At 69.0% G+C, this 23,332-nt stretch carries 26 protein-coding genes; 12 read left to right on the forward strand and 14 right to left on the reverse strand.

Annotation, left to right across the window (positions count from 1 at the left end; all coding sequences use genetic code 11):
* Positions 1–14 precede the first annotated feature (14 nt).
* On the forward strand, positions 15–1,172 hold the full coding sequence (locus BJP32_RS12250; protein WP_076224337.1) for a DegT/DnrJ/EryC1/StrS aminotransferase family protein: 1,158 nt from the start codon (positions 15–17) through the stop codon (positions 1,170–1,172).
* Positions 1,173–1,178: 6 nt separating this feature from the next.
* Here the strand turns inward: BJP32_RS12250 and pdxY are convergent, their stop codons facing one another.
* From pdxY to BJP32_RS12265, 3 genes are all read right to left on the reverse strand, one after another.
* Positions 1,179–1,979 carry a pyridoxal kinase gene (gene pdxY / locus BJP32_RS12255; protein ID WP_076224338.1) on the reverse strand — a complete coding sequence of 267 codons (801 nt, stop codon included), beginning with the start codon at positions 1,977–1,979 and terminating at the stop codon, positions 1,179–1,181.
* A gap of 17 nt (positions 1,980–1,996) precedes the next feature.
* Positions 1,997–3,265: a serine hydroxymethyltransferase gene (gene glyA, locus BJP32_RS12260; RefSeq protein WP_076224340.1), complete on the reverse strand. Its 1,269-nt coding sequence runs from the start codon at positions 3,263–3,265 to the stop codon at positions 1,997–1,999.
* Between the two features lie 105 nt (positions 3,266–3,370).
* A complete protein-coding gene (locus BJP32_RS12265) occupies positions 3,371–3,607 on the reverse strand; it encodes a thioredoxin (RefSeq protein ID WP_076224341.1) in 237 nt (78 codons plus the stop codon).
* A gap of 118 nt (positions 3,608–3,725) precedes the next feature.
* On the opposite strand from BJP32_RS12265, the gene BJP32_RS12270 reads away from it, so the two are divergent.
* The 6 genes from BJP32_RS12270 to truA all read left to right on the forward strand — a co-directional run bounded on the left by BJP32_RS12270 (position 3,726) and on the right by truA (position 8,283).
* Positions 3,726–5,186, forward strand: a complete 1,461-nt coding sequence (locus BJP32_RS12270) for a PLP-dependent aminotransferase family protein (protein WP_076224343.1) — start codon at positions 3,726–3,728, stop codon at positions 5,184–5,186.
* A 77-nt stretch (positions 5,187–5,263) separates the two neighbouring features.
* The gene (locus tag BJP32_RS12275; protein ID WP_003166199.1) at positions 5,264–5,671 is read left to right on the forward strand and encodes an acyl-CoA thioesterase; all 408 of its coding nucleotides are present in this window, start codon (positions 5,264–5,266) and stop codon (positions 5,669–5,671) included.
* 73 nt (positions 5,672–5,744) lie between these two features.
* Entirely contained in the window at positions 5,745–6,317 is a 573-nt protein-coding gene (def, locus tag BJP32_RS12280; RefSeq protein WP_003166200.1) for a peptide deformylase, read from the forward strand.
* Positions 6,317–6,532: a hypothetical protein gene (locus BJP32_RS12285; RefSeq protein ID WP_003166203.1), complete on the forward strand. Its 216-nt coding sequence runs from the start codon at positions 6,317–6,319 to the stop codon at positions 6,530–6,532. The genes def and BJP32_RS12285 overlap by 1 nt, the downstream gene beginning before the upstream one ends.
* Positions 6,533–6,559: 27 nt before the next feature.
* The gene (fmt, locus tag BJP32_RS12290; RefSeq protein WP_003166204.1) at positions 6,560–7,534 is read left to right on the forward strand and encodes a methionyl-tRNA formyltransferase; all 975 of its coding nucleotides are present in this window, start codon (positions 6,560–6,562) and stop codon (positions 7,532–7,534) included.
* Positions 7,534–8,283 (forward strand): tRNA pseudouridine(38-40) synthase TruA, encoded by a 750-nt coding sequence (gene truA, locus BJP32_RS12295; RefSeq protein ID WP_076224344.1) that lies wholly within the window; start codon positions 7,534–7,536, stop codon positions 8,281–8,283. The genes fmt and truA overlap by 1 nt, the downstream gene beginning before the upstream one ends.
* Before the next feature lie 9 nt (positions 8,284–8,292).
* On the opposite strand, the gene BJP32_RS12300 is transcribed toward truA, so the two are convergent.
* Positions 8,293–8,763 carry a YidB family protein gene (locus tag BJP32_RS12300; RefSeq protein ID WP_223850615.1) on the reverse strand — a complete coding sequence of 157 codons (471 nt, stop codon included), beginning with the start codon at positions 8,761–8,763 and terminating at the stop codon, positions 8,293–8,295.
* Positions 8,764–8,795: 32 nt separating this feature from the next.
* Positions 8,796–8,933, reverse strand: a complete 138-nt coding sequence (locus tag BJP32_RS12305; protein ID WP_003166208.1) for an entericidin A/B family lipoprotein — start codon at positions 8,931–8,933, stop codon at positions 8,796–8,798.
* A 96-nt stretch (positions 8,934–9,029) separates the two neighbouring features.
* Between BJP32_RS12305 and BJP32_RS12310 the strand changes: the two genes are divergently transcribed.
* The 4 genes from BJP32_RS12310 to rplS all read left to right on the forward strand — a co-directional run bounded on the left by BJP32_RS12310 (position 9,030) and on the right by rplS (position 13,937).
* Entirely contained in the window at positions 9,030–10,694 is a 1,665-nt protein-coding gene (locus BJP32_RS12310) for a thiamine pyrophosphate-binding protein (RefSeq protein ID WP_076224346.1), read from the forward strand.
* Between the two features lie 89 nt (positions 10,695–10,783).
* Positions 10,784–12,622 carry a DUF885 family protein gene (locus BJP32_RS12315; protein WP_046652343.1) on the forward strand — a complete coding sequence of 613 codons (1,839 nt, stop codon included), beginning with the start codon at positions 10,784–10,786 and terminating at the stop codon, positions 12,620–12,622.
* Between the two features lie 171 nt (positions 12,623–12,793).
* Entirely contained in the window at positions 12,794–13,504 is a 711-nt protein-coding gene (gene trmD, locus BJP32_RS12320) for a tRNA (guanosine(37)-N1)-methyltransferase TrmD (protein ID WP_046652345.1), read from the forward strand.
* A 16-nt stretch (positions 13,505–13,520) separates the two neighbouring features.
* Positions 13,521–13,937 (forward strand): 50S ribosomal protein L19, encoded by a 417-nt coding sequence (gene rplS / locus BJP32_RS12325; protein ID WP_003166211.1) that lies wholly within the window; start codon positions 13,521–13,523, stop codon positions 13,935–13,937.
* Positions 13,938–14,056: 119 nt separating this feature from the next.
* Here rplS and BJP32_RS12330 read toward each other — a convergent pair whose 3' ends face one another.
* The 5 genes from BJP32_RS12330 to BJP32_RS12350 all read right to left on the reverse strand — a co-directional run bounded on the left by BJP32_RS12330 (position 14,057) and on the right by BJP32_RS12350 (position 17,708).
* Positions 14,057–14,506 carry a PA2169 family four-helix-bundle protein gene (locus BJP32_RS12330; protein WP_046652346.1) on the reverse strand — a complete coding sequence of 150 codons (450 nt, stop codon included), beginning with the start codon at positions 14,504–14,506 and terminating at the stop codon, positions 14,057–14,059.
* Between the two features lie 59 nt (positions 14,507–14,565).
* Positions 14,566–15,408, reverse strand: coding sequence for a tryptophan 2,3-dioxygenase (locus tag BJP32_RS12335; RefSeq protein WP_076224348.1), 843 nt, complete (start codon positions 15,406–15,408; stop codon positions 14,566–14,568).
* A 56-nt stretch (positions 15,409–15,464) separates the two neighbouring features.
* Positions 15,465–15,995: a CHAP domain-containing protein gene (locus BJP32_RS12340; RefSeq protein ID WP_046652349.1), complete on the reverse strand. Its 531-nt coding sequence runs from the start codon at positions 15,993–15,995 to the stop codon at positions 15,465–15,467.
* A gap of 32 nt (positions 15,996–16,027) precedes the next feature.
* On the reverse strand, positions 16,028–17,161 hold the full coding sequence (locus BJP32_RS12345; RefSeq protein WP_046652350.1) for an acyltransferase: 1,134 nt from the start codon (positions 17,159–17,161) through the stop codon (positions 16,028–16,030).
* Between the two features lie 82 nt (positions 17,162–17,243).
* Positions 17,244–17,708: a COG3650 family protein gene (locus BJP32_RS12350; protein WP_046652352.1), complete on the reverse strand. Its 465-nt coding sequence runs from the start codon at positions 17,706–17,708 to the stop codon at positions 17,244–17,246.
* 96 nt (positions 17,709–17,804) lie between these two features.
* Between BJP32_RS12350 and BJP32_RS12355 the strand changes: the two genes are divergently transcribed.
* Positions 17,805–18,953 (forward strand): DNA cytosine methyltransferase, encoded by a 1,149-nt coding sequence (locus BJP32_RS12355; protein ID WP_046652353.1) that lies wholly within the window; start codon positions 17,805–17,807, stop codon positions 18,951–18,953.
* Positions 18,954–18,957: 4 nt separating this feature from the next.
* Here the strand turns inward: BJP32_RS12355 and BJP32_RS12360 are convergent, their stop codons facing one another.
* From BJP32_RS12360 to BJP32_RS12375, 4 genes are all read right to left on the reverse strand, one after another.
* Positions 18,958–19,266, reverse strand: coding sequence for a hypothetical protein (locus BJP32_RS12360; protein WP_040346239.1), 309 nt, complete (start codon positions 19,264–19,266; stop codon positions 18,958–18,960).
* Between the two features lie 8 nt (positions 19,267–19,274).
* The gene (locus BJP32_RS12365) at positions 19,275–19,634 is read right to left on the reverse strand and encodes a YdbL family protein (RefSeq protein ID WP_046652354.1); all 360 of its coding nucleotides are present in this window, start codon (positions 19,632–19,634) and stop codon (positions 19,275–19,277) included.
* A 19-nt stretch (positions 19,635–19,653) separates the two neighbouring features.
* Entirely contained in the window at positions 19,654–19,842 is a 189-nt protein-coding gene (locus BJP32_RS12370; RefSeq protein ID WP_040346241.1) for a YnbE family lipoprotein, read from the reverse strand.
* Positions 19,843–19,930: 88 nt separating this feature from the next.
* Entirely contained in the window at positions 19,931–23,149 is a 3,219-nt protein-coding gene (locus BJP32_RS12375; RefSeq protein ID WP_233126832.1) for a YdbH domain-containing protein, read from the reverse strand.
* Positions 23,150–23,332: the final 183 nt, after the last annotated feature.

Here is a 23,332-nt window from a genome sequence, read left to right on the forward strand (position 1 = left end):
CCCGGAGTAACCGCGTGTCCATTCCCTTCATCGATCTTCTCAGCCAGCGCCGCCGCATCGGCGCGACCATCGACGCCGCCCTGATGGAGATTGCGGCCAGCGGCCAGTACATCATGGGTCCGGCGGTCGGCGCCTTTGAACAGGCCCTGTGCGACTTCGGCCAGGCGCCGCACGCCCTGTCCTGCTCCAACGGGACGGATGCGCTGGTGCTGTTGATGATGGCGTGGGGCGTGGGGCCGGGCGACGCCGTCTTCTGCCCCGCCTTCACCTTCGCCGCCACGGCCGAGGTGGTGGCGCTGGCGGGCGCCACGCCCGTCTTCGTCGACATCCGCCCCGACACCTGGACAATCGACCCCGACCACCTGCGCGCCGCCGTCGAGGCGGTCGAGCGCGAAGGCGTGCTGACGCCCCGCGCCGTCATCGCCGTGGACCTGTTCGGCCAGCCCGCCGACTATCCCGTCCTGTCGGACATCGCGCAGAAACACGGGCTGAAGCTGATCGCGGATTCGGCGCAGGGGTTCGGCTGCACCCTGAACGGTCGGCACCCGATCCATTGGGCCGACGCCACGACGTTGAGCTTTTTCCCGGCCAAGCCTCTGGGCGCCTATGGCGACGGCGGGGCGGTGCTGATGAAGGACGACGCGCTGATGGATCACCTCGTGTCCTTACGCGTCCACGGTCAGGCGACGGCGGCGGATGCGGCGGCGCAGGGCTTCAATCACGACCCCAAATATCTAAACCCGCGCCTGGGCATGAACGGGCGGCTGGACACGCTGCAGGCCGCCGTCCTGCTGGAGAAGCTGAAGATCTTCCCGGACGAGATCGAGCGCCGCAACCGCATTGCCGACCGCTATGTGCAGGGGCTGGCCGGTCATGTGGCGGCGACGCCGGCGGTCATTCCCGGCGGCCGTTCGGTCTGGGCCCAGTTCACCGTCGAGCATGACGACCGCGACGCCCTGGCCGCCCATCTGAAGGCTGAGGGCGTGCCGACCGCCGTCTATTATCCGATCCCCCTGCACCGCCAGCCCGCCTATCGCCAGCATCCGGTCGGACCCGGCGGTCTGGCCGTGACCGAGGCCAAGGCGGAACGGGTCATCAGCCTGCCGATGAGCGCCTATCTGGACGAGGCGGTGCAGGACCGGGTGATCGCCGCCGTCGCCGGCTTCGGCTGAGGGCTTTCAGCCCTCGGTCAGGCGCATCTTGAAGACGCCCGCCGCCTGGGTCCGCAGCAGAACGGTCTGGACTCCGGCGGTGGCGCGGGCGGCCGCCTCAGCCAGTCCCTCGCCGCGCATCAGCCAGCCGGTCAGATAGGCGGTGAACAGATCGCCGGTGCCGCTGGGCCGGATCGGGATGCGGGGGATAGAGACGCGATGGGCGCCGCCGCCCTCGACCGCCACCGTCTCGACCTCGCCCGGCGCCGTGTCGGTCAGGACGCAGCCGGTCACCACCGTCCGGCCCGTGCCGCGCGCGTTCAAGATGCGCGCCGCCTCGATCACGCCCTCGACCGTATCGGGCCGTTCGCCGACCAGTCGGCCCAGTTCGAACTGGTTGGGGGTGATGATATCGGCCATCGGCGTCAGTTCATCGCGGAACTGTTCGATCAGGCCCTCGGCGACGAAGACGCCCAGATCATCGTCGCCGATCACCGGGTCGCAGATGTGCAGCAGGGCGGGGTTCCTCGCCTTCCAGCGACGCAAGAAGCCCGCCGTCGCCGCCGCATTGGCGGCCGAGCCCATATAGCCCGTGACCACCGCCCCGGCCGTCATCGGCAGGTCGCGCTCCTCGACCCCCAGCAGCAGGTCGGCGACCAGTTCCGTCTCCAGAATCCGGCCGCGCATGGTGGGATAGTGCGGGTGATTGGACAGCAAGGTGGTCGGCACCGCCGCCACCTCCAGCCCCATGGCCTGCATCGGCTGGACCGCCGCGCTGTTGCCGACGTGGCCGTAGACGACCTGGCTTTGAATCGAGATGATCCGCACGCGCGTTCGGAACCTCCTTAAGCGGGCGTCAGCGCCGGTCCGGCGATCGGATAGGCCCGCGTCAGCTCCCTTCCCTGCGCCTTCACCGCCGCGCTGTCGAGATCGCCGTCGCGCAGCCCCTTGAGGATGGTCAGGATCATGCCGCCGACCGTGCGGAACGCCTCGGCGTCGAAGCCGCGCGAGGTCGAGGACGGCGAGCCCAGCCGCAGCCCCGACGTCACCATGGGCGAGGCCGTGTCATAGGGGACCGAGTTCTTGTTGGCGATCAGGCCGTGATCCTCCAGCGCCTCGACCGCCGCCTTGCCGGTCAGGCCGAAGGGACGCAGGTCGACCAACACCAAGTGGCAGTCCGTCCCGCCCGACACGAGGCGCAGCCCCCCGTCCGCCAGCGTCTGGCCCAACGCGCGGGCGTTCTCGATCACCGTCTTGGAGTATTCGACAAAGTCCGGTTGCAGCGCCTCGTGGAAGGCCGCCGCCTTGCCGGCGATGACGTGCATCAGCGGCCCGCCCTGGGTGCCGGGGAAGACCGCCTTGTCGATGCGCCGCGCCAGTTCCGGATCGTTGCACAGGATCAGGCCGCCGCGCGGACCGCGCAGAGTCTTGTGCGTGGTCGAGGTGGTGACATGGGCGTGCGGCGTCGGATTGGGATAGAGGCCCGCCGCGATCAGCCCGGCGTAGTGGGCCACGTCGGCCACCAGATAGGCGCCGACCTTGTCCGCGATCTGACGCATCCGGGCGAAGTCGATGCGGCGCGGATAGGCCGAGCCGCCCGCATAGATCAGGCGCGGCCGATCCTGCAGGACGCGCTTCTCCATGTCGTCATAGTCGATCAGGTCGTCGTCTTCGCGCACCCGATAGGCGCTGACCTCGAACCACTGCCCCGACAGGCTGACGGGCGAGCCGTGCGTCAGGTGGCCGCCGCAGGCCAGGTCCAGCCCCATGATGCGGTCGCCCGGTTTGATGAGGGCGAACAGCACGGCCAGGTTGGCGTTGACGCCCGAGTGCGGCTGGACGTTGGCGTAGGCCGTGTCGAACAGGGTGCAGGCGCGCTCGATGGCCAGCTTCTCGGCGATGTCGACCGCCTCGCACCCGCCGTAGTAGCGGCGGCCGGGATAACCCTCGGCGTATTTATTGGTCAGGACGGAACCCTGCGCCTGGCGCACGGCGGCGCTGACGATGTTCTCGGATGCGATCAGCTCGATGCTGTCCTGCTGGCGCTGGCGCTCCAGCATCAGGGCTTGGGCCAGTTGCGGGTCCAGAGCCCGCGTCGCCAGGTCGGAAGTCATGCTGTCTCCGTCAGACAAGAAAAAGCGGCGGGTCGGCCGGTGAGGAGGGATCGCCGACCCGCCAAGCAATCCGGCTTCGGGGGACAGAAGCCGGATAGAACAGCATCAACGCAGGGCGGAAAGGTCCGCGCCATGGTTGATGTGATAGACGGCGTCGCCGAGGACGATGGCCGGAACGGACTTCACGCCCGCCGCCTCGGCCTCGTCCAGACGCTGAGGCGTCTCGCCCAGATGAACGACCTCGACCTCATAGGCCGCAGGATTCAGCGCGCCGGCGAAGCGCTGCTCGGCGTCGACGCAGACGGTGCAGCCTGCGTGATAGAAAACGGCTTTCTCGACCATGACCCTATCCCTTGTTTCTGTTCCCGCAGCGGTGTTGCTGCCTGGGAGTGCGCGTGGGATACCCGGCCTATCGGCCCTGTCATAAGAGCCGCTTTCCTGAAACCTGGTAGGCCGGATCATGGGACGCAGCGCCGTCGTCATTGAACTGATCGAAGACCCCGCCCGGCCCCTGTTCATCAATCTGGCGGGGTCGGTGATCCGTGAGATCGAGCGCGGTCGGCTGAAGCCCGGCGACCGCCTGCCCGGCACCCGCGCCCTGGCCGGCGCCCTGGGCATCCATCGCAACACCGTCGACGCCGCCTATCAGGAGTTGGTGCTGCAGGGCTGGCTGACGGCCGAGGCGTCGCGCGGCACCTTCGTCGCCCGCGACCTGCCCGATCTGGGTACGCAGAACTGGGGCGTCCGGCCCGCCGCCGCGCGCCTCGCCTCGCCCCTGCCGCAGACCCGGCCCGCGCCGCCGCCGATGCAGTTCTCGGACGGGGCCCCCGATGCGCGCCTGATGCCGGGGCTGGAGTTGGCCAGGGCCTTCCGCCGCTCGCTGACCGGCGCCGAACTGAAGGCGCTGCCCGGATACGGCGACCCGCGCGGCGCGCCCTCGTTGCGGACGGCGTTGGCCCGCTATCTGTCGACCGAGCGCGGCCTGACGATCGGCGCAGACGACATCCTGGTCACGCGCGGCAGCCAGATGGCCCTGTTTCTGGCCGCCGCCGTCCTGAATCCCGGCGACGCCGTCGCCGTCGAAGATCCCGGCTATCCGCTGGCGTGGAAGGCGTTTCGCGCGGCCGGGGCCAGGGTGGTCAGCGCCCCGGTCGATGCTCAAGGCCTGGACGTCGAGCGTCTGGAGGCGCTGCTCGCCCGCGACCCGACCATCCGCGCCGTCTATGTCACGCCCCATCATCAGTTCCCGACCACCGTCACCCTGGGCGCCGGACGACGTCTGCGCCTGCTGGAGATGGCGCGTCGCCACGGCCTGATCCTGATCGAGGACGACTATGACCATGAATACCGCTTCGAGGGCCGCCCGGTCCTGCCCCTGGCCGCCCGCGCCCTAGGCAGGAGCCAGGGCCAGGACGGGAACCGCATCATCCATATCGGTTCGGTGTCCAAACTGCTCTCGCCCGTGGTCCGCATCGGCTATGCGACAGGCGCGCCGGACCTGATCCAGGCCATGACCGCGCGACGCGAGGCCATCGACCGTCAGGGCGACCTGCCGCTGGAACGAGCGCTGGCGCGGCTGATCGACGACGGCGAGTTGGGCCGCCACGCCCGCAAGGCGCGCAAGATCTATGAACGGCGCCGCGATCTATTGTGCGCCGAGATCGCCGCCCGGCTGGGCGATGCGGTCGCCTTCGACAAGCCGGCGGGCGGGCTGGCGCTGTGGCTGCGCGTGAACCCGGACATCGACGCCGCCGCCTGGGCCGCCGAGGCCGAGCGATCCGGCCTGATCCTGACGCACGGCGGCCAGCTTCAACTCCAGCCCGGCCCAGGCCGCAACGCCTTCCGCATCGGTTTCGCCAGCCTGGACGAAGCCGAACTGGTCCGCGCCGTGACAAGGCTGAAAGCGGCCGTCCCAAACTAGGCTATCGAGAATGACTTGCACCTGACCGCGCACCAGCGCATGAACCGACCTCGATAGAGCCGCCCAAGAGGTCATCCGTGTCCGACGTCGACAAAACCGCCGCCACCCTGCCCGAGGGCCAGCCCGTCGGCCGCGTCATCGCCATGCCCGCCGACACCAACCCGGAGGGCGACATCTTCGGCGGCTGGCTGCTGGCGCAGATGGACCTGGCCGGGGCGACCCCGGCGTTCGAGCGCGCGGGCGGCCGCTGCGCCACCGTGGCCCTCGACGGCATGGTCTTCCACCAGCCGGTGTCGGTCGGCGACGAAGTCTCCATCTACGCCAAGATCATCCGCACGGGCCGCACGTCGATCCGCGTCCATGTCGAGGCGTGGAAGCGCGCCCGCGGCCAGGCCGAGGCCCAGTCGGTCCGCGTGACCGAGGGCGTCTTCACCTATGTGGCCATCGACCAGGAGCGCAAGCCGCGCGAAGTGCCGCCCGCCTGAAGCCGGCCGAGAAGTCCGAGCGCCACGGTCGGTAATTCTTGACGTTCGGGGGCGGCGGCCCTACCTCCCCCGCATGGCCATTCGTCGTATCCTGACTATCGATAACGCCGCCGATCTGGCGATCCTGAAGACCGTCGCCGCGCCCGTCGAAGGCGGCGTCACCGACGCCGTGCGCGCCCTCATGGATGACATGCTGGAGACGATGTATGACGCGCCGGGCATCGGCCTGGCCGCACCCCAGATCGGCGAGTTGACCCGCGTGGTCGTCATGGACCTGGGCGACAAGCCGGTCGAGGGCGCCTCTGACGAGCCGCAGACCGAGGAAGAGGCGCTGGAGCGCCGCAACCCGCGCTTCTTCGTCAACCCGGAAATCCTGTGGTCGTCCGAAGAGATGTTTTCCTACGAGGAAGGCTGCCTGTCGGTGCCGACCTATTACGACTCGGTCGAGCGCCCCGCCCGTGTGCGCGTGCGCTACATGAACTATCAGGGCGAGACGATCGAGGAAGAGATCGAGGGCCTGTACGCCGTCTGCTTCCAGCACGAGCTGGACCACCTGAACGGCGTCCTGTTCATTGACCACCTGTCGCGCCTGCGTCGCGACCGGGCGGTCTCCAAGGTCAAGAAACACGCGAGGATGGCCGCCTGATGGCTCGCAAGACCCGCATCATCGACCAGCGCGGCCGTCGCCGCCTGACCCGCAACGAAAAGGTCGGCGTCGCCAGCGTCGCGACCTTGCTGGCCGTCGCCGCCGTCGGCGTGGTGGCCGGTCTGGTCATCGATCGTCTGCTCGATTTCGACGACGCCCTGGACGCGGGCGGCGAGTGGGACGAGGGCGGCGGCGTCTATACCCGCTGGATGTAATCGGCCCCACGGTCTAAAGGCCTGCCCATGCGCCTAGCCTTCATGGGAACCCCCGACTTCGCCGTGCCGTCCCTGGCCGAGTTGATCGCCTCGGGGCACGAGATCGTCGCCGTCTATTCGCAACCGCCGCGCCCCAAGGGCCGGGGTCAGAAGCTGACGCCGTCGCCGGTTCACGCCTTCGCCGAGGCCATGGGCCTGCCGGTCTTCACGCCTGAGAGCATGAAGTCGCCGGAGGCCATCGACGTCTTCAAGAGCCTGGACCTCGACGCGGCCTGCGTCGTCGCCTACGGCCAGATCCTGAAGCCTGAAGTGCTGGAGGCGCCGCGTCTGGGCTGCTTCAACCTGCACGGCTCGCTGCTGCCGCGCTGGCGCGGGGCCGCCCCGATCCAGCGCGCCATCATGGCCGGGGACCGCCAGACCGGCGCCCAGATCATGCGGATGAGCGAGGGGCTGGACGAAGGCGCCATCATCCTGTCCGAACTGATGGACATCCACGCCGACGACACGGCCGCCTCTCTGGGCGACCGCATGGCCCATGTCGGCGCCGCCCTGTGGCCCCGCGCGCTGGCCGCCATCGAGCGCGGCGGCTTCACCGAGACGCAGCAGGCGGGCGAGCCGACCTACGCCAAGAAGATCACTTCGGCCGAGGCGCGTATCGACTGGACCCGCCCGGCCGCAGAGGTGGACGCCCACATCCGCGGCCTGTCGCCCTTCCCCGGCGCCTGGTTCGAGGTCGAGGCTGACGGCGAGCCCGTCCGCATCAAGGCCCTGATGTCGGTTCTGGCCGAAGGACAGGGGACGCCCGGTCAGGTGCTGGACGACGCCCTGACGATCGCCTGCGGAACCGGCGCCGTGCGCCTGACCCGCGTGCAGCGCCCCGGCAAGGCGGCGCAACCGGCCGACGAGATGCTGCGGGGCTTTCCGGTTCCAGCCGGCGCCATGCTGGACGGGCCGCGTCAGGTCGAGAAGGCGGAGCCTTCTGATCGCGGCCCCCAAGGCTAATGCCCCGGTATCGTTTCACGGTTGAATACGACGGCTCGGCCTACAACGGTTTTCAGGCCCAGCTCGGCCAGCCGACCGTGCAGGGCGCCATCGAGACGGCGATCACCGCCTTCAGCGGCCAGGCCGTGCGGATCGCCGCCGCCGGGCGCACCGACACAGGCGTCCACGCCACGGGCCAGACCTGCCACGTCGATCTGGAGCGCGACTGGCCGGCGCAGACGGTGATGGACGCCCTGAACGCCCATATGGTGAAGGAGGCCGTGGCGGTGCTGGACTGCACGCCGGTCAGCGACGACTGGCACGCCCGCTTCACCGCCAATGGACGCAAATACCTGTATCGCATCCTGAACCGGCCCGGCCGTCCGGCGCTGGATCGAGGCCGGGTCTGGCACGTCAGGAAGCCGCTGGACGCCGAAGCCATGCATGCGGCGGCGCAGGCCCTGATCGGACTGCACGACTTCACCACCTTCCGCGACGCCGCCTGTCAGTCGGCCAGTCCGATCAAGACGCTGGACGTGGCCCGCGTCTCCCGCGTCGGCGAAGAGGTGCATCTGGTGTTCGAGGCGCGCAGCTTCCTGCATCGGCAGGTGCGCTCGATGGCGGGCAGCATCGCCGAGGTCGGCCTGGGTCGCTGGCGCCCTGCCGACCTGGCCGATGCGCTCGAAGCCAGGGACCGCGCGCGGTGCGGCCCGGTGGCGCCGTCAGACGGGCTTTATCTGACGGGCGTCACCTATGAGGCCGAAGCCTAGCGCCAAGCCTTAGCGCTTGAACAGGCCGCCCAGCGCGCCGCCGAGGCCGCCCGGCAGGTTGTCGAGCAGGCCGCCCAGCATGTCGTCGGCGCCGTCGACGGAGCCGCCCGGCGTCAGGCGATCGACCGCTTCCGGCAGCAGGCCCGCCAGGGTCTCGCTGGCCTGTTCCGGCGAAATGCCCAGCTTCTGGGCGAAGTCTGCGATCGGGCCCGAGCCGATGACGGCGGCGATCTGTTCCGGCGAGATCGCGGCGTTGCCGCCCTTGCCGATCCACGAGGCCGCCACGTCGCCCAGGCCGTTCTGACCGAACTTTTCGGCCAGGCCCGCCACGCCGCCCTGCCCCTTCAGCAGGTCGGCCAGGCCGCCGGCGGCGTCATCGCCGAGGCCGCCCAGGATATTGTCCAGAAGTCCCATCTCAATTCCTCCGATTGCGCCGTCAGAATGACGGACTTCGTCTGCGGATTTGTGGCGAAAAGGCAAAACAAGGCAACGCCTCGCGCCTTCGCCTGACGTCAGCTCTTGGCGCGCTCCGAGCCCGAGGTGACGGCCTGACCGGCGGCGGACAGGTCGCGGCCGATGCCCGACACTGTGTTGCAGGCGGCGGTGGTCAGGGCGGCGGCGATGACGCCGAGAACGATGAGCTTGCGCATGATGACATCCCCGTGGATCGATTTGGCGCTTCAACGTGAAGCTTGACCATAAGGTTGCATGGCCAATTCATCCTTCAATCTGCTAACGGCGAAAGCATGACGCAAGCTTCCGGAACCGCCGCCCGCCGTTTGGTCGAAACCCTGGTGATGAACGGGGTCGACAAGGTCTTCTGCGTGCCGGGCGAGAGCTATCTCGCCGTGCTCGACGCCCTGGCTGACGTGCGAGATCAGATCGAGGTCATCGTCTGCCGCCACGAGGCCGGCGCCGCCAACATGGCCGAGGCCTACGGCAAGCTGACCGGCCGCCCCGGCGTCTGCATGGTCACGCGCGGGCCGGGCGCCACCCACGCCTCGATCGGCGTGCATACGGCGCACCAGGATTCGACGCCGATGATCCTGTTCGTCGGTCAGATCGCCCTGACCGACCGCGGCCGGGGCGCCTTCCAGGAAGTCGACTACCGCGAAGTCTTCGGCGGTCTGGCCAAGTGGGCGACCGAGATCGAGAGTCCGGAGCGCACGGTAGAGGTGGTCGAGCGCGCCTTCGCCACCGCCCAGCAGGGCCGCATGGGGCCGGTGGTCGTCGCCTTGCCCGAGAACATCCTGCACGAGGACGGCGGCCCCTCGCCCATCCGCCCCGTCGTCCCGGCCAGGGCGGCCCTGGACCCGGCCTTCGTCGAACAGGTGCGCGAGCGCCTGTCGCGCGCCGAACGCCCCATGCTGATTCTGGGCGGTTCCGGCTGGAGCGATGAGGCGACGGACGCGATCTCCGGCTGGGCCGAACGCCTGGGCCTGCCGGTCGCCCTGTCCTTCCGCCGCAAGGATCTGATCCGCAACGACCACCCCGGCTATGCGGGCGACCTCGGCCTGGGGCCCAACCCCAAGCTGGTGGCGCGGGTCAAGGACGCCGACCTGCTGCTGGTGATCGGCGCGCGCATGGGCGAGAACCCGACCCAGGGCTACACCCTGCTGGACCAGACGAAGACGGCCGAAACCCTGATCCACATCCATCCGGGGCCGGAAGAGTTGGGCCGCGTCTGGGCGCCCGCCCTGTCGGCGGCGGCGGACAATTCGCTGGCGGCCCTGGCCCTGTCGACCGTCGAGCCGAGCCGCGTCTGGACCGAACAGGGCGCGGCGGCCCATGCAGACTTCCTCGCCTTCTCCTCGCCCATCGAGGTCAAGAGCGCGGTCAATATGAGCGAGGTCATCGCCCATCTGGCGCAGGCCCTGCCCGAGGACGCCATCCTGACCAACGGCGCGGGGAACTTCGCCGCCTGGCTGCACCGCTTCCACCGCCACCAGGCCCGCCGCACCCAGCTGGCCCCGACCTCGGGCGCCATGGGCTATGGCTATCCGGCGGCGCTGGGGGCCAAGGCGGTCCATCCGTCGCGCGAAGTGGTCTGTATCGCCGGGGACGGCGACTTCATGATGAGCGCCAATGAGATGGCGACCGCCGCCCAATACGGGCTGGGCGTCATTGTCGTGGTCGTGGACAACGGAACCTTCGGCACCATCCGCATGCACCAGGAGCGGGAATACCCGACCCGCGTCATCGCCACGGAGCTGAAGAACCCCGACTTCGTGAAGTTCGCCGAGGCCTTCGGCGCCTTCGCCATACGCTGCGAGACGACCGGCGACTTCCCGGCGGCCTTGGCGGCGGCGCGCGAGGCGTCGGCGAGCGGCCGTCCCGCCCTGGTCCACCTGATCACCGACGCCGAGCAGATCGCGCCGGGCCGCACGATCACCGACCTGCGCGGCGCCTGATCGCAACAGAACCCCGGCCGCCGCGGCTTGCCTGCGGCGGCGCTTCGGGGAACAGTGCCGCCCTTGTTGTACCGAGGGGGGTCTTTCTCATGCGTCGTCTTCTGATTTCATCCGCCGCCGTCCTGGCGCTTTGCGCCGGCGCGCCCGCCGCAATGGCAGAGGGGGCCGCGCCGGCCTCGACAACCGCCCAGGCCCAAAACGAAGACGCCCGGCTCAACGCCTTCTTCGAACAGGCCTTCGAAGCGCGCGTGGCGCTGAGCCCCCAGCGCATGACCTCGCTGGGCCGCAAGACCGACTATGACAAGCTGGACGACGTCTCCGACGCCGCCGCCGAACGCTCGCTGGCCCTGCAAGAAGCCCAGCTGGCGCAAATGAAGGCCCAGTTCGACCCGGCCAAGCTGAGCGAGCAGAGCCGCCTATCCTGGCGCCTGTTCGAACACGGGGTGCAGCAGGCGCGCCTGTCGAACCAGTGGCGCGACTGGGGCTTCCAGTTCGCCGCCAACGGCAACCCGACGACCAGCCTGCCGGTCTTCCTCATCAACAACCACCGCATCTCAAGCGTCTCGGACGCCGAGGCCTATGTCGCCCGCCTGAACGCCGCCGAGCGCTATATGGGCCAGGTGGCCGACACCCTGACGGCGCGCGCCGGCAAGGGCGTGGTCTCGCCGCGCTTCGTCTTCGAGCCGTCGATCGACAACACCCGCGCGGTGATCGCCGGCGCCCCGTTCGACGGCGCCGCCGACAACCCGGTCTGGGCCGACTTCCAGAAGAAGATCGCCGCCTTGGACGCCGATCAAGCGACCAAGGACCGCCTGCTGGCCTCAGCCCGCACGGCCCTGACCGGCCCTTACAAGCGCGGCTTCGACACGGTTCTGGCGGCGCTCGGCCAGGTGCAGACCCAGGCCGACAGCGACGCGGGCGTCTGGCGCCTGCCGCAGGGCGAGGCCTATTACAACGCGCGCCTGCAGCTCTCGACCACCACCGACCTGACCGCCGACCAGATTCACCAAATCGGCCTGGACGAGGTCGCCCGCATCCAGCGCGACATGGAGACGATCAAGACCCAGGTCGGCTTCACCGGCTCGCTGCAGGACTTCTTCGCCTTCCTGAAAACCGATCCGCAGTTCCAGTATCCGAACACGCCGGAAGGCAAGGAAGCCTATCTGACCGACGCCCGCGCCTTCGTAGCCCAGGTCATGGCCGTGGCGCCGCAGTGGTTCTCCAACCTGCCCAAGGCCCCGCTGGAGGTCCGCGCGGTCGAGCCGTTCCGTGAGGCGACGGCCTCCATCGCCTTCTACAACTCGCCCGCGCCCGACGGCTCGCGCCCCGGCATCTACTACGTCAACCTGTCGGACATGACCCAGGTGCTGAAGCCCCAGATCGAGGGCATCAGCTATCACGAGGGCGCGCCGGGCCACCACTTCCAGATCGCCTATGCGCAGGAGATGGAGCACCTGCCCAGTTTCCGCCGCTTCGGCGGTTACGGCGCCTATTCCGAAGGCTGGGGCCTGTATTCCGAGCGCCTGGGCAAGGAGATGGGCTTCTATCAGGATCCCTATTCCGACTTCGGCCGCCTCTCGACCGAGCTGTGGCGCGCGGTGCGTCTGGTGACCGACACCGGCCTGCACGCCAAGCGCTGGAGCCGTGAGCAGGCGATGGACTACTTCCGCCACAACTCCCTGCTGTCCGAGCGCGACATCCAGAAGGAGGTCGAGCGCTACATCACCAACCCCGGCCAGGCGACCAGCTACAAGATCGGCGAGCTGAAGATCGAGGAACTGCGCGCCAAGGCCGAGGCGGCGCTGGGCGACAAGTTCGACATCAAGGACTTCCACACCGTGGTCCTGGGATCGGGCGCCGTGCCGCTGGACGTTCTGGGCGACCTGGTCGACGCCTGGATCGCCAAGGGCGGCGGCGCGCCCAACTAAGTCTTCCTTCTCCCCTCCGGGGGAGAAGGCGGGCGCCGAAGGCGCTCGGATGAGGGGGAGGTTTCAGCGCACGCGCGGCTGACGTCTCGCCTTCATCCGCCCGCCCCCTCATCCGTCATGCTGACGCATGACACCTTCTCCCCCGAGGGGAGAAGGGCTAGGAGGCTGCCCATGCCCTTTACCGCCACCGTCCTGACCATGTTCCCCGAGGCCTTTCCCGGACCGCTGGGGGTGTCGCTGATCGGCGCCGCCTGGCGCGAGAAGGGGCTGTGGGAGTTGCAGACGCTGGACATTCGCGCGTTTTCCGAAGATAAGCGCGGCTTCCTGGACGACACCCCTGCGGGGGGCGGTCCCGGGCAGGTGCTGAAAGCGGACGTGGTGGCCAGGGCTCTCGACAGCCTGGAAGGCCCGCCTAGGCCGCTTTTGTACATGAGCGCACGCGGTCGACCCCTGACGCAGGCGCGAGTGACGGAATGGGCCAAGGCCGACGGCATCGTCGTGCTGTGCGGCCGTTTCGAGGGGGTGGACCAACGGGTGCTCGACGCCCGGGGGTTCGAGGAGGTCTCCGTCGGGGACGCGGTGCTCGCCGGCGGCGAGGCGGCGGCCATGGTGGCGATCGAGGCGTGCGTCCGGTTGGTTCCGGGGGTTCTGGGTGCGGCGGAAAGCCTGTCCACCGAGAGCTTCGAGGACGACCTGCTTGAGCATCCGCAGTACACGCGACCGCGGACATTCGAGGGCCACGACATCCCCGAGATCCTGTTGTCAGGCGATCACAAGAAGATCGCCAAATGGCGCCAGGAGCAAAGGGAAAAGACCACGCGGGAGCGGCGCCCGGATCTCTGGGAGCGGCATCTCGCCAACTTACAGCTAAAGAGCAAATAAGCTCCGGAGAGACACTATGAACATCGTCCAGCAGCTCGCTGCCGAAGAAAAAGCCCGCCTGCTCGAAGGCAAGACCATCCCCGAATTCCAGCCGGGCGACACCCTGCGCGTCAACGTGCGCATCAAGGAAGGCGAGCGCGAACGCATCCAGGCGTTCGAAGGCGTCTGCATCGCCCGTGACGGCGGCGGCATCAACGAGACCTTCACGGTCCGCAAGATTTCCTTCGGTGAAGGCGTGGAGCGTCGCTTCCCGATCCTGTCGCCGAACGTCGACTCCATCGAAGTGAAGCGTCGCGGCGTCGTCCGTCGCGCCAAGCTGTACTACCTGCGCGACCGTCGCGGTAAGTCGGCCCGTATCGCCGAGCGCCAGACGGCCCGCAAGGTCGCCGTCCCGGCCACCGGCACGGCCGAGAAGGCCGGCGACGAGGCCTGATTTCAGGCTTCGGCTTCGCGCTGAAGATCAAGAGCCCCGGCGGAGACGCCGGGGCTTTTTAGTATCTGACCTCTAGTGCGCAAACACTCGCCGCGCGGCGGCTCGCTGCTTGAGCGCCTCTAGCCCGCCAGTCCCTGTTTCAGGGCGCTCAGTTGGCCGCGCCCCGCCCGGACCTCGTCATAGGCGCGGCGGATGGTCTCCTTGGTCGTCGCCGACAGGGCGTCATCCGACAGCGCGCGCTCAAAGCGCATCTTCAGCTGATCCTCGCCGCTTTCGACCATACCGAGCACTGAGGCGTCGTTGCGCAGCAGGGCGTGCTTCACATCCATGAAGGCCCGCTGGGCCTTGGCCAGAATGGAGCCGTCTTCCTCAGGCGATCCGCCGCGTTCGCGCACCGCCGCCTTGAACCCCTCGGCTAGGCGACGCCGCTCGGCCGCCCGCGCCTCGAACCAGGTGCGATAAGCGTCGTCCGCCGCCTCCACGGCCGCCTGATGATAGCCGTCGGCGCTGTCGACCAGCCCCTCGACCAAACCGTTGAGGGTCTTGATGTCGTGGCTATTGCCGCTCATCGGAAACCTCCGTTGCTGCTCAAGAGAGAAACCCCTGCCAGCGGCGAAGGTTTCCAGCGTCACAGCTTGGTGCGCAGCGACCACAGCTCGGGGAAGCAGCGGCGCTTCAGCGTCTCGACCAGATAGCCGACGCCGTCGGTGCCGCCCGTGCCCTGGCGACGGCCGATGATGCGCTCGACCGTGACCACATGCTTGTGCCGCCACGTCAGCAGGGCGTCGTCCAGATCGACCAGCTTTTCGGCCAGTTGGTACAGCGGCCACCAGCGCTCAGTATCGCGATAGACTTCCAGCCAGGCGGCCTCGACGCCCTCGTTCGCCTCATAGGACTGGCTGACGTCGCGGTTGAGCACGGCCTCCGGCACCGGCAGGCCCGCCTTGGCCAGCTGACGCAGGGCGTCGTCGTAGAGGCTGGGCGCCTCCAGCGCCGCCTGCAGCGCCGCATGAGCGGCCGGGCGTTCGGCGTGGAAGCGCAGGAAGCGCGGGTCTTTCAGGCCCAGCATGGTCTCCAGACGACGGAACTGGTCGCTCTGGAAACCCGAACTGGCGCCCAGGTCGCCGCGGAACTTCAGGTAGTCGGCGGGCGTCATGGTGGCCAGGATGTCCCAGCTCTGGGTCATCACCGACTGGATGCGGCTGACGCGGGCCAGGCTCTTGTAGGCGGGCACCAGATCGCCCGCGCGCACCAGCGTCTGCGCCAGCGCCACCTCGTGCAGGATCTGCTTGAGCCACAGTTCCTTGGTCTGGTGGATGATGACGAACAGCATTTCGTCATGCTGGTCGGAGCGCGGCTTCTGGGCGGACAGGATGTCGTCGAGCGCCAGATAGCCGGCGTAGGTCACGCCCTGCGGCTCATGCTTGGCCGTCTCGATCTCGTGTCCGCGGATGTCGTTTGCTTCGGTCATGCGCCAGCTATCGCCCGATCAGCCGGGCGGGGCCAGACCCTTTTTGACTTGAGAAACTAGTTGGCGGCGCGGTCGTCGGCGACGGCGTTGGCGGCCATCTGACGGCCGTTGGCGAAGGCGTCGCGGGCGTTGTTGTAGATGAAGCCGTAGGTCGGATAGACGGTCGTGCCCAGATCGTTGATCGGGTTGTACCAGACCTTCACCCGGCTCCAGTCGCCCGAGGAGGAGACGTCCACGACGGTGACGTTTTCCTCGACCTTGCCGCGGCTGCCGCCCCAATTGGCGTGAGTGACGCGGATCACGCGGTCGGTCAGGACGTCGGAGACGACGGCGACGTGGCCGGCGCTCATGCGGCCGTGGGGCTGGAACACCAGCACCGAGCCGGTCTCAGGCGCGTCGCCGGTGCGGAACTTGCTGACGGCCTGACGCCACCAGGTCCAGGCGTCGCCGAAGATCTGAATCCCCGAGAACATGCGCGCGAAGGTCACGCACTGCCAATAGGGGTCGCCGGCCTGAGCCGGGGTCGTGCTGAAGGCGAAGAAGCCAAGGGTCGCCGCAAGGGCGGCGGCTGTGAGCCGTTTCATCATCTGGCGTGCTCCCGACTGAACGCGGACAAGCCTTAGACGATAGGGTCAGAATGTTGAAGAACTGTTTCCGACTGTTTCCCCGGCTGATCCACAGATGATCGCCGCTTCGCCGCCCATCCACGCAGGAAACGACGGGCCGGGCGCTCGATCAGCTGGTGAACAATCGCCGCCGCGACAATCAAGCCCGCGATGACCGCCAGCCACAATACGAGAGGAAGCTGTTTGTCTTCCGCCCCGGTCAGGCGCGCCGCGACATTGACCGCCAGGATCTGCCACGGGGCGCACAGCATATAGACCGCATAGCTGATCTCGCCGAGATAGACTGCGGGAGCGGAGCCGAGAACGCCCGCCTTGTCCGCGGGAATGCTGGCCAGGGCCAGGATCAGAAGACCGCCGGACAGGACAGTGATCCCGTCCCAGCTCATCAGCGAGGCGCTGAGCGCCATCACGACCGCCGCCGCCAGGGCCAGCAGGCCCGCGCGCGGCAAGGGCGCCCGGCGATAGACCAGGTAGAGGGCGCAGCCGTAGGCGAAGCACGGCACGATCCGCAGCGCGCCCCATTTGAAGGTCGCCTCGGTCAGGCGATAGCCGGCGACGCGCTCAAACCCGACATAGAGGGCGGCAAGGAACAGCGCCGCCGCCCCTGTCGCCAGCCACGGCCGGTTCCGCAACTTCCACGCTGCGGCGGCGAAGACGGGGAAGGTCAGATAGGCGAACCACTCGGCCGAGATAGACCAGGACGGGTGGTTCCAGCCCGCCTCGCCCGCAAACCCCCAGGCGTGGACCATCAGCAGGTTGGGCAGCAGCGTCTTCCAGCTGAGGATGCTGGCGTCGATCGCCATGCCGGCCGCCGTCGCCGCCAGCCCCAGAGCCATGACGCCGAAGAGGGTGAACAGGTGCAGCGGATAGACCCGCGCGATGCGCGCCCACAGGAAGCCCCTGTAGCCGAAGCGTTTCTCGCCGAACGCCTGCAGATAGACGTGGCTGAGGATGAAGCCCGACAGGACGAAGAAGAGCTCGACGCCCAGATAGCCCTTGGCCGCCAGGGCGGGCATGCCGCCGACCGCCAGATTGGGCCACATCAGATAGACCACGACCCACAGGGCCGCGAGGAACCTGAGCGAAGTCAGGGGACGGATGTCGATCGGCGTCGCTACGGGCGTCATGGGACCATCCTGGCCGGTGAACCGACCGGGGACAGCCCGGCCGCATAACAGCGCTCAATGCAAGCCGGGCGCCAGCTTCGCCTTACTCTACGCGGCCGCTCTCCCCGGCCCTCTCGATGGCGGCCGTGGCGGCGGCGCAGCCGGTCAGGGTCTCATCCCCGATCTCGACCTTGGCGGTCAGGGGATAGGTGCGGTCGCTCATGCCGTCCGAGCAGTCCGTCGCCGTCAGGGTGACGGTCAGATCCGTCCCGGCCTCGGTCTTGGCGGTCCAGCTGGCGACCGTGCCCTGCAAGCTCGGACCGGGATTGGCGGCCTTCTGCTCGGCCCGGTCGACGCCGGAATAGGTCAGGCCGTCCGGCTTGATCTCCACCGCCCAGAAGGGCTCGGTTCCCAGCACGCGCACCGGCTGGTCCAGATCGACGCCCGCCAGGGCGCGCGGCTCGACCTTGGCGGGCGCGGGCGCCTTTTCAGCGGGCTGCGAGCAGGCGGCCAGGGCCAAAGACAGAATCAGGGACAAGGCGGCGGCGGAGAGGAGGGCGACGCGCATGGCGGTCCTTTCTGAAAATTCGCGGCCAAAGTCCCGGTTTGCCTTCCCCCCGTCAAGACAGGCGCCAAAGCGGCTCGCCTGGGTTAATGTCCCCTCATGCCGATTCGTCATGACCCCGCAGCAAACGCAGGCGCCCCCTTCACGGCCTGCGAGTTCTTCGCGGGCGGCGGACTAGCGGGATTGGGACTGACAGGCTTCCGCACCATCCTGGCCAATGACATCGACGCGGCCAAGGCCCGAGCCTTTCGCACCAACCATCCCGAGACCTCGCTTATCCACGCCGACGTCTGGGCGGTGACGCCGGATCAGGTTCCAGGCGCGCCTGACCTGTGCTGGGCGTCGTCGCCCTGTCAGGACGTCAGTCTGGCGGGCGCGCGCGGCGGGCTGAAGGCCCAGCGCTCGGGCGCCTTCTGGGGCTTCTGGAAGCTGATGCAGGGTTTGGACGCCGAAGGCCGCGCCCCGCCCATCATCGTGCTGGAGAACGTCGTCGGCCTGCTGACCTCGGGCGAGGGGCAGGACTTCGCCGCTGTGTGCGGTGCCATGGCCGAGGCGGGCTATACGGTCGGCGCGCTGGAAATCGACGCCGGGCTGTGGCTGCCGCAGTCGCGCCCGCGCCTGTTCATCATCGCCATGCGGGGCGTCGAGGGGCCGCGCCTGCCCGCCCCCGCCCAACCCTTCCATTCCTCGCGCCTGATCTCCGCCTGGGAGCGCCTGCCCGAAGCGGCGAAGGCGAACTGGGCCTGGTGGCGGCTGGCCGCTCCGCCGCGCCGCAACCTCGACCTGGCGGCCGTTCTGGAAGCTGAGGCGCCCTGTTTCAGCGAAGCGGAGACGCAGACCCTGCTGACCATGCTGTCGCCGCTGCACCGGGCGCGGCTGGAGACGCTCAAAGCCTCAGGCGAGCGGCGCGTCGGCGCAGCCTTCCGCCGGGTGCGAACCAAGGACGGGAAAAAGCTGCAACGGCTGGAGATGCGCTTCGACGGTCTGGCCGGATGCCTGCGCACGCCGTCGGGCGGTTCATCGCGCCAGTACGTCGTGATCGTCGACGGCGGCCGCGTCGCCATGCGTCGGCTGACCGGGCGCGAGGCCGCCCGCCTGATGGGGGTGGACGACGCCTATCGCCTGCCCGCCAGCGAAAGCGCGGCGCTGAAGCTGATGGGCGACGCCGTGGCCGTGCCGGTGGTGGACGCCCTGGCGCGCGGCCTGTTCCTGCCCGCCCTCTCCGGCCAGGCGGAAGCCGCCGCCTGAAGCCTTAGTAGTAGAGGTCGTCGTCCTTGCGGTCCTCGGCGCTCTCGATGCCGGGGTCGAAGCTATTGTCGACCTGATCGTCCCAGCCGTCGCGATCAGAGCGGAAGGCCAGGGCCATCAGCCCCCAGGCCAGGCCGACCGTGCCCAGCACGCCCAACCCCATGGCGATCCAGCCGTGCAGGCTCATCTCGCCCCCGCCGATCAGACGCCAATAGGCCGCCAGCCCAAGCGTGCTGACGGCCGATATGGCGACGGCGAGGAGCAACGACCGCAGAAGCCGGACCAGCCGCCCGCCTCTGGAGGTCGATGTCATGGCTCAGCTCAGCGCTGGACCCACTGGCCCTGGGCGTTCTTGTACCACTGGCCCGAGCTGATGCGCGGCAGCAGCTGGGTCTCGAACATCCGGGCGCCGGCCACTTCGGCCGAGGTGCCGGCGTCGGCGGCGCTGCGGGCGTAGGCCTGGCGGCGGCCGGCGTTGGTCGCGCTGATGGCGGCCTGGGTAGGACCGTCGACCGAGGTGCGCACGCCGACGTAGCCGTCGGCCTGCTCGCCCGCCGCGCCGGCGGCCTTGGCCTGATCGACCAGAGCCTTCTGCGAGGCGGTCTGAGCCACGGCGGCGCCGGCGGCGACGCCCAGAGCAGCGACAGCGGCCACAGCCACGAAGAGTTTGCGGTAAGTCATGTCAAAGCCCCCTTTCGTATCAGAACAGGTTGGGGTTTTCGCGGAGCAGGTTCTGCAGTTCCTGGTCCAGCTTGATGCGGATGTCGGCGTCCAGCTTGGCGTAGATCTGCAGCGGCTCGCTGAACTTGATGTTCACAGTAGGCGCGCATGCGGCCAGGCTGACGGCGCCGAGGCCGAGCATGGCGACGATCTGACGCTTGCTGATCATGGGGCCGGTCTCCGAAGGCGGCGTTGGAAGTCATCGCCACTAAACGCTGCGGCGTGTGAATGGGTTCTGAACAAAGCGCGGCCGCGACTCAAGGCGTTTCATCCGTCGTCAGCACGGGCGTTTCGCCGCGCCGGGCGTATTCCAGCAGATCCGAGATGATCTGGTTGGCGTTCCACGTCGTGTCCAGCGTCAGATCGATCGGCGTATCCGACGGCAGATTCAGCTTCTTGTTGAGGAAGTCGCGACGGATCAACTCCATGAAGGTCAGGCGAAGCTGCTCGCGCTCCGGCGGATCGTGGCGGCCGTTGATGCGGAAGCGAACGCCGAGCCGTCCCTGGTCCAGGCTGTTGACCTCGGCGGTCAGGTCGCTGATCGCCAGATCCTGCATGGCCTGATAGGCCAGATCCTGCATGGTGTTGGGCGGCACGCCCGTCTCGCCTCCGCCGCCGGCGGCCAGGTCGTCGAACACCTGGGGCTGGATCGACAGACGGCCGGGCCGCACCCCGTTCAGCACGCCGCCGACGATGCGCCAGCCGTCCTTGGGGTCATAGGTGAAGGGCAGCCGCCCCGACACCACGGCGTCGAACTCGGCCTTGTCCTGAAGATTGGCGCTCTTCAGCAATTCGTTCAGCTGCACGCCTTCGACCACGACTATCCCGCCCCAGCCCTCGCCCGGCGTCAGCGGCAGCGAAAGAGGCTCGACGCTGATGCGCCCGCCCGCCGCCTGGATCTGGCCGCCGCCGATGGTCAGGGTCTTTTCGTCCAGGCCGAAGGAGAGCTGAAGATCGGTCAGCGGCGTCACCGTCTGCACCCGGTCGGCGGTCAGCGTCTGGTTCGGGGCGGTGATCAGCGGCGTCAGGCTGGTGAACTCCACTCGCCCCTTCAGCCCCTGGACCTTGCCCGCCGGGCTGGTGAAATCCAGCTCCGGCACGGTCAGGACGCCCGAACTGGTCGCGCCCTCGGCCGCCCAGTCGAACCGCCCCTCGAACCCGGCCGAACCTTCGACCGGCGACTTCACATAGTCAGCGACGAGCGGGCTGAGGTCGTCCGGCTGAAGCCCATGCTCGGTGAAGGACAGGCTGGGCGCCGAGATCACCGCCCCGCCCGCTTCGGCCTGAACGTCGTGGCGCACCTCGACGCGGCCGACGGCGTGGTCCAGTCGGCTGAGATCAAATCCGGCGGTCCAGATGTCGCCCGCCAGCCGCGCCTCGCCCTTGGCCTGAAGCGGCAGGAAGCGGACCGGATCGGCCGTATCCGCGACCTGGGCCTTGCTGACGCCCACCCGCATCGACAGCCCATTGGCCGCGCCGTCGACGACCAGATCGCCCTCGGCGCCCGTGAAGCCGACCTCGAAGACGGGCGCCGTCGCCGCCACCTCGGCCAGCCGCGCCTGAGCGCGCCAGGCGCCGTTGCGGGCGGTGAACAAGGGCGCCGACGTTGGGCAAACACGGCCGGACACGGCCTCGACCGAGTTCTCGCCCAGGTCGAGCTTGTCCAGCGTCACCGGACTGCAGTCGCTCGCCGTATAGGTCAGGCGCCCGCCCGCCGAGGCCAGTTCGCCCTGGGTGCTGAAGGCGATCCCGCGCGCCGGACCGAAGTCCAGAGCCGCCTGCCCCTTCAGCTTCGCCGCGAAACCGCCCGGCGTCAGCCGCCATTCAACGCCGTCGAAGCGCGCCTCGGGCAGGCCGCCGCCGCGCGTGGACGCCACGCTGAAGGCCCCGCGCGTCGCGCCGCCCGCCGTCAGGGACAGGACCGGCCCCGTCGCCGCCGACAGCCTCAGCTCGCCGCCGTTGGCCGGGCGGGCGGTGATCGGCCGCAGCAGGGTCAGCTCGACCCCGGCGTTGTCGCTGATCAGCCGCACCTCAGGCGCGTCCAGGGCGAAGGCGCCCAGCGCCCGCTTCAACTCCGCCAGCTCCGGAAGATCGTCGGCCAGCGGCGCGCCCAGCACCGGCGCCGAAACCCGATCCGCCCCCAGCGCGCCGGTCGCGCTGATCCGCGTGATGGAATCCCGCACCAGGTCGAAGTCGAGGCGGCCCCGCGCCCCGTCCAGCGTCACGTCGCCGGTCGCCAACCGCCGCGCCGTCAAGGTCGCCGGCCCTTGAACCTCGAAGGCCGCGCCCTTGCCCCCGGCCTGAATCGCGTTCGAGGCGACGACCGCCTGGGTCAGCCGGTTCTCGCCGAACCGGCCCGACGCCGCCGTCAGCCGCAGGGGCGAGGCCGCGCGCCACTTCATCTCCTGGCCTTCCGTCCCGCCCGACGTCGACAGAGTCAGGCGGCTGAGGTCCAGCGCCGCCTGGCGAACCTCCATACCCTCGCCCTGAAGCCGGTCCGCCGTCGCCGACGCCTTCGCCTCGCCCTTGAGGCTATAGGCGTTGAGCCAGCCTTCGACCGCCCCGGCGAAATTCATCGTCGCCGCCGCCTGACGCGCCGTCGTCCCGGCGCCGGCCAGTTCATCCGCCGTCAGCCGCGCGGTCAGACCGATCCGCCCGTCGCCGCGCCGGGTCTTCATGTCCGGGTAGGGCAGGTCGCCGCTGAGGCTGAGCGCAGCCCCCTGCCCGCCGACGCCCGCCACAGCGAAGCGCTCGGCCTGGGCGTCCAGCTTCACCGCCGTGCGGTCGCCCACGGTCGTCACCTCAATGACCCCGCCCAGGCCGCGCGCCTCGGTCTCGCCGCTCTTGAGCGAGGCGGCGGGCATCCGCCCCGACAGCCGCATCAGCTTGCCGTCGTCGATCCGCGCGTCCGCCAGCAGGCGAACCGGGCCGTATTCGGTGTCGAGCCGCGCCTGGCCGCCTTCGACGATGACCAGGGGCGCGCGGGAATCCGGCTTGGGCGGCTTGCCGGTGAACTCCTCGACCAGGGGATCGAGACTGCCCAGCGACAGCTTGCCGTCCTTCCACGCCGCGCGCACGATCGGGCGGACCAGACGGACTCGGCTGGGCGTCACCCCCAGCCCGGCCTTCGACCACGGCAGACCCACGGCGTAGTCGACCTCGACCCGCTCGACCTTGAAGTCGGGGTTCTTGGGGTCGCCGATGGAGACCGTGCCGACGAAGCCGTTGAGCTCCAGCCGTTCGACCTCGACGTCGGCGTCGACGCCCTTGCGGTCCAGCCAGCCGACCAACAGCTCCCGCGCCGCCGCGCGCCGGTTCAGATAGAGGGTCGCCGCCAGCACCAGCAGCAAGGCCAGCAAGATCAGCAGCGTCCGGGCCGCCAGCCGCAGCCGCGGCGGCCTTCCCTTGCCGGACGGCGCGCCAGAGGAATGATCGGGTCCGGCGTCGGACCCTGAGGTGGCGATGTCGTCGGTCAAGGGGGCGCGGCGTTCAACTTAACAGGAAGGGCAACAACGCCACAGAATGCGCGACAACAACAGTCGTTGCAGAATGAGCACTGCGGCGTGACACCTCCGCCACTACCAATCGACCTCGACTACAAGAAGGCGAAGTTTGGCGTGAGACTCACGCAGAACGCTAAATTACTGCACATCATCGCC

The organism is Brevundimonas sp. ZS04 (assembly GCF_001956865.1).
GTDB classification, from domain to species: Bacteria; Pseudomonadota; Alphaproteobacteria; order Caulobacterales; family Caulobacteraceae; genus Brevundimonas; species Brevundimonas diminuta.

Coding starts and splice junctions, on each gene's coding strand:
- glyA (WP_076224340.1), bottom strand. CDS start 3,265: ATGACTTCCGACCTGGCGACGCGGGCTCTGGACCCGCAACTGGCCCAA.
- BJP32_RS12265 (WP_076224341.1), bottom strand. CDS start 3,607: ATGGTCGAGAAAGCCGTTTTCTATCACGCAGGCTGCACCGTCTGCGTC.
- BJP32_RS12270 (WP_076224343.1), top strand. CDS start 3,726: ATGGGACGCAGCGCCGTCGTCATTGAACTGATCGAAGACCCCGCCCGG.
- def (WP_003166200.1), top strand. CDS start 5,745: ATGGCCATTCGTCGTATCCTGACTATCGATAACGCCGCCGATCTGGCG.
- BJP32_RS12285 (WP_003166203.1), top strand. CDS start 6,317: ATGGCTCGCAAGACCCGCATCATCGACCAGCGCGGCCGTCGCCGCCTG.
- fmt (WP_003166204.1), top strand. CDS start 6,560: ATGCGCCTAGCCTTCATGGGAACCCCCGACTTCGCCGTGCCGTCCCTG.
- truA (WP_076224344.1), top strand. CDS start 7,534: ATGCCCCGGTATCGTTTCACGGTTGAATACGACGGCTCGGCCTACAAC.
- BJP32_RS12305 (WP_003166208.1), bottom strand. CDS start 8,933: ATGCGCAAGCTCATCGTTCTCGGCGTCATCGCCGCCGCCCTGACCACC.
- BJP32_RS12310 (WP_076224346.1), top strand. CDS start 9,030: ATGACGCAAGCTTCCGGAACCGCCGCCCGCCGTTTGGTCGAAACCCTG.
- BJP32_RS12315 (WP_046652343.1), top strand. CDS start 10,784: ATGCGTCGTCTTCTGATTTCATCCGCCGCCGTCCTGGCGCTTTGCGCC.
- trmD (WP_046652345.1), top strand. CDS start 12,794: ATGCCCTTTACCGCCACCGTCCTGACCATGTTCCCCGAGGCCTTTCCC.
- rplS (WP_003166211.1), top strand. CDS start 13,521: ATGAACATCGTCCAGCAGCTCGCTGCCGAAGAAAAAGCCCGCCTGCTC.
- BJP32_RS12330 (WP_046652346.1), bottom strand. CDS start 14,506: ATGAGCGGCAATAGCCACGACATCAAGACCCTCAACGGTTTGGTCGAG.
- BJP32_RS12335 (WP_076224348.1), bottom strand. CDS start 15,408: ATGACCGAAGCAAACGACATCCGCGGACACGAGATCGAGACGGCCAAG.
- BJP32_RS12340 (WP_046652349.1), bottom strand. CDS start 15,995: ATGATGAAACGGCTCACAGCCGCCGCCCTTGCGGCGACCCTTGGCTTC.
- BJP32_RS12345 (WP_046652350.1), bottom strand. CDS start 17,161: ATGACGCCCGTAGCGACGCCGATCGACATCCGTCCCCTGACTTCGCTC.
- BJP32_RS12350 (WP_046652352.1), bottom strand. CDS start 17,708: ATGCGCGTCGCCCTCCTCTCCGCCGCCGCCTTGTCCCTGATTCTGTCT.
- BJP32_RS12355 (WP_046652353.1), top strand. CDS start 17,805: ATGCCGATTCGTCATGACCCCGCAGCAAACGCAGGCGCCCCCTTCACG.
- BJP32_RS12360 (WP_040346239.1), bottom strand. CDS start 19,266: ATGACATCGACCTCCAGAGGCGGGCGGCTGGTCCGGCTTCTGCGGTCG.
- BJP32_RS12365 (WP_046652354.1), bottom strand. CDS start 19,634: ATGACTTACCGCAAACTCTTCGTGGCTGTGGCCGCTGTCGCTGCTCTG.
- BJP32_RS12370 (WP_040346241.1), bottom strand. CDS start 19,842: ATGATCAGCAAGCGTCAGATCGTCGCCATGCTCGGCCTCGGCGCCGTC.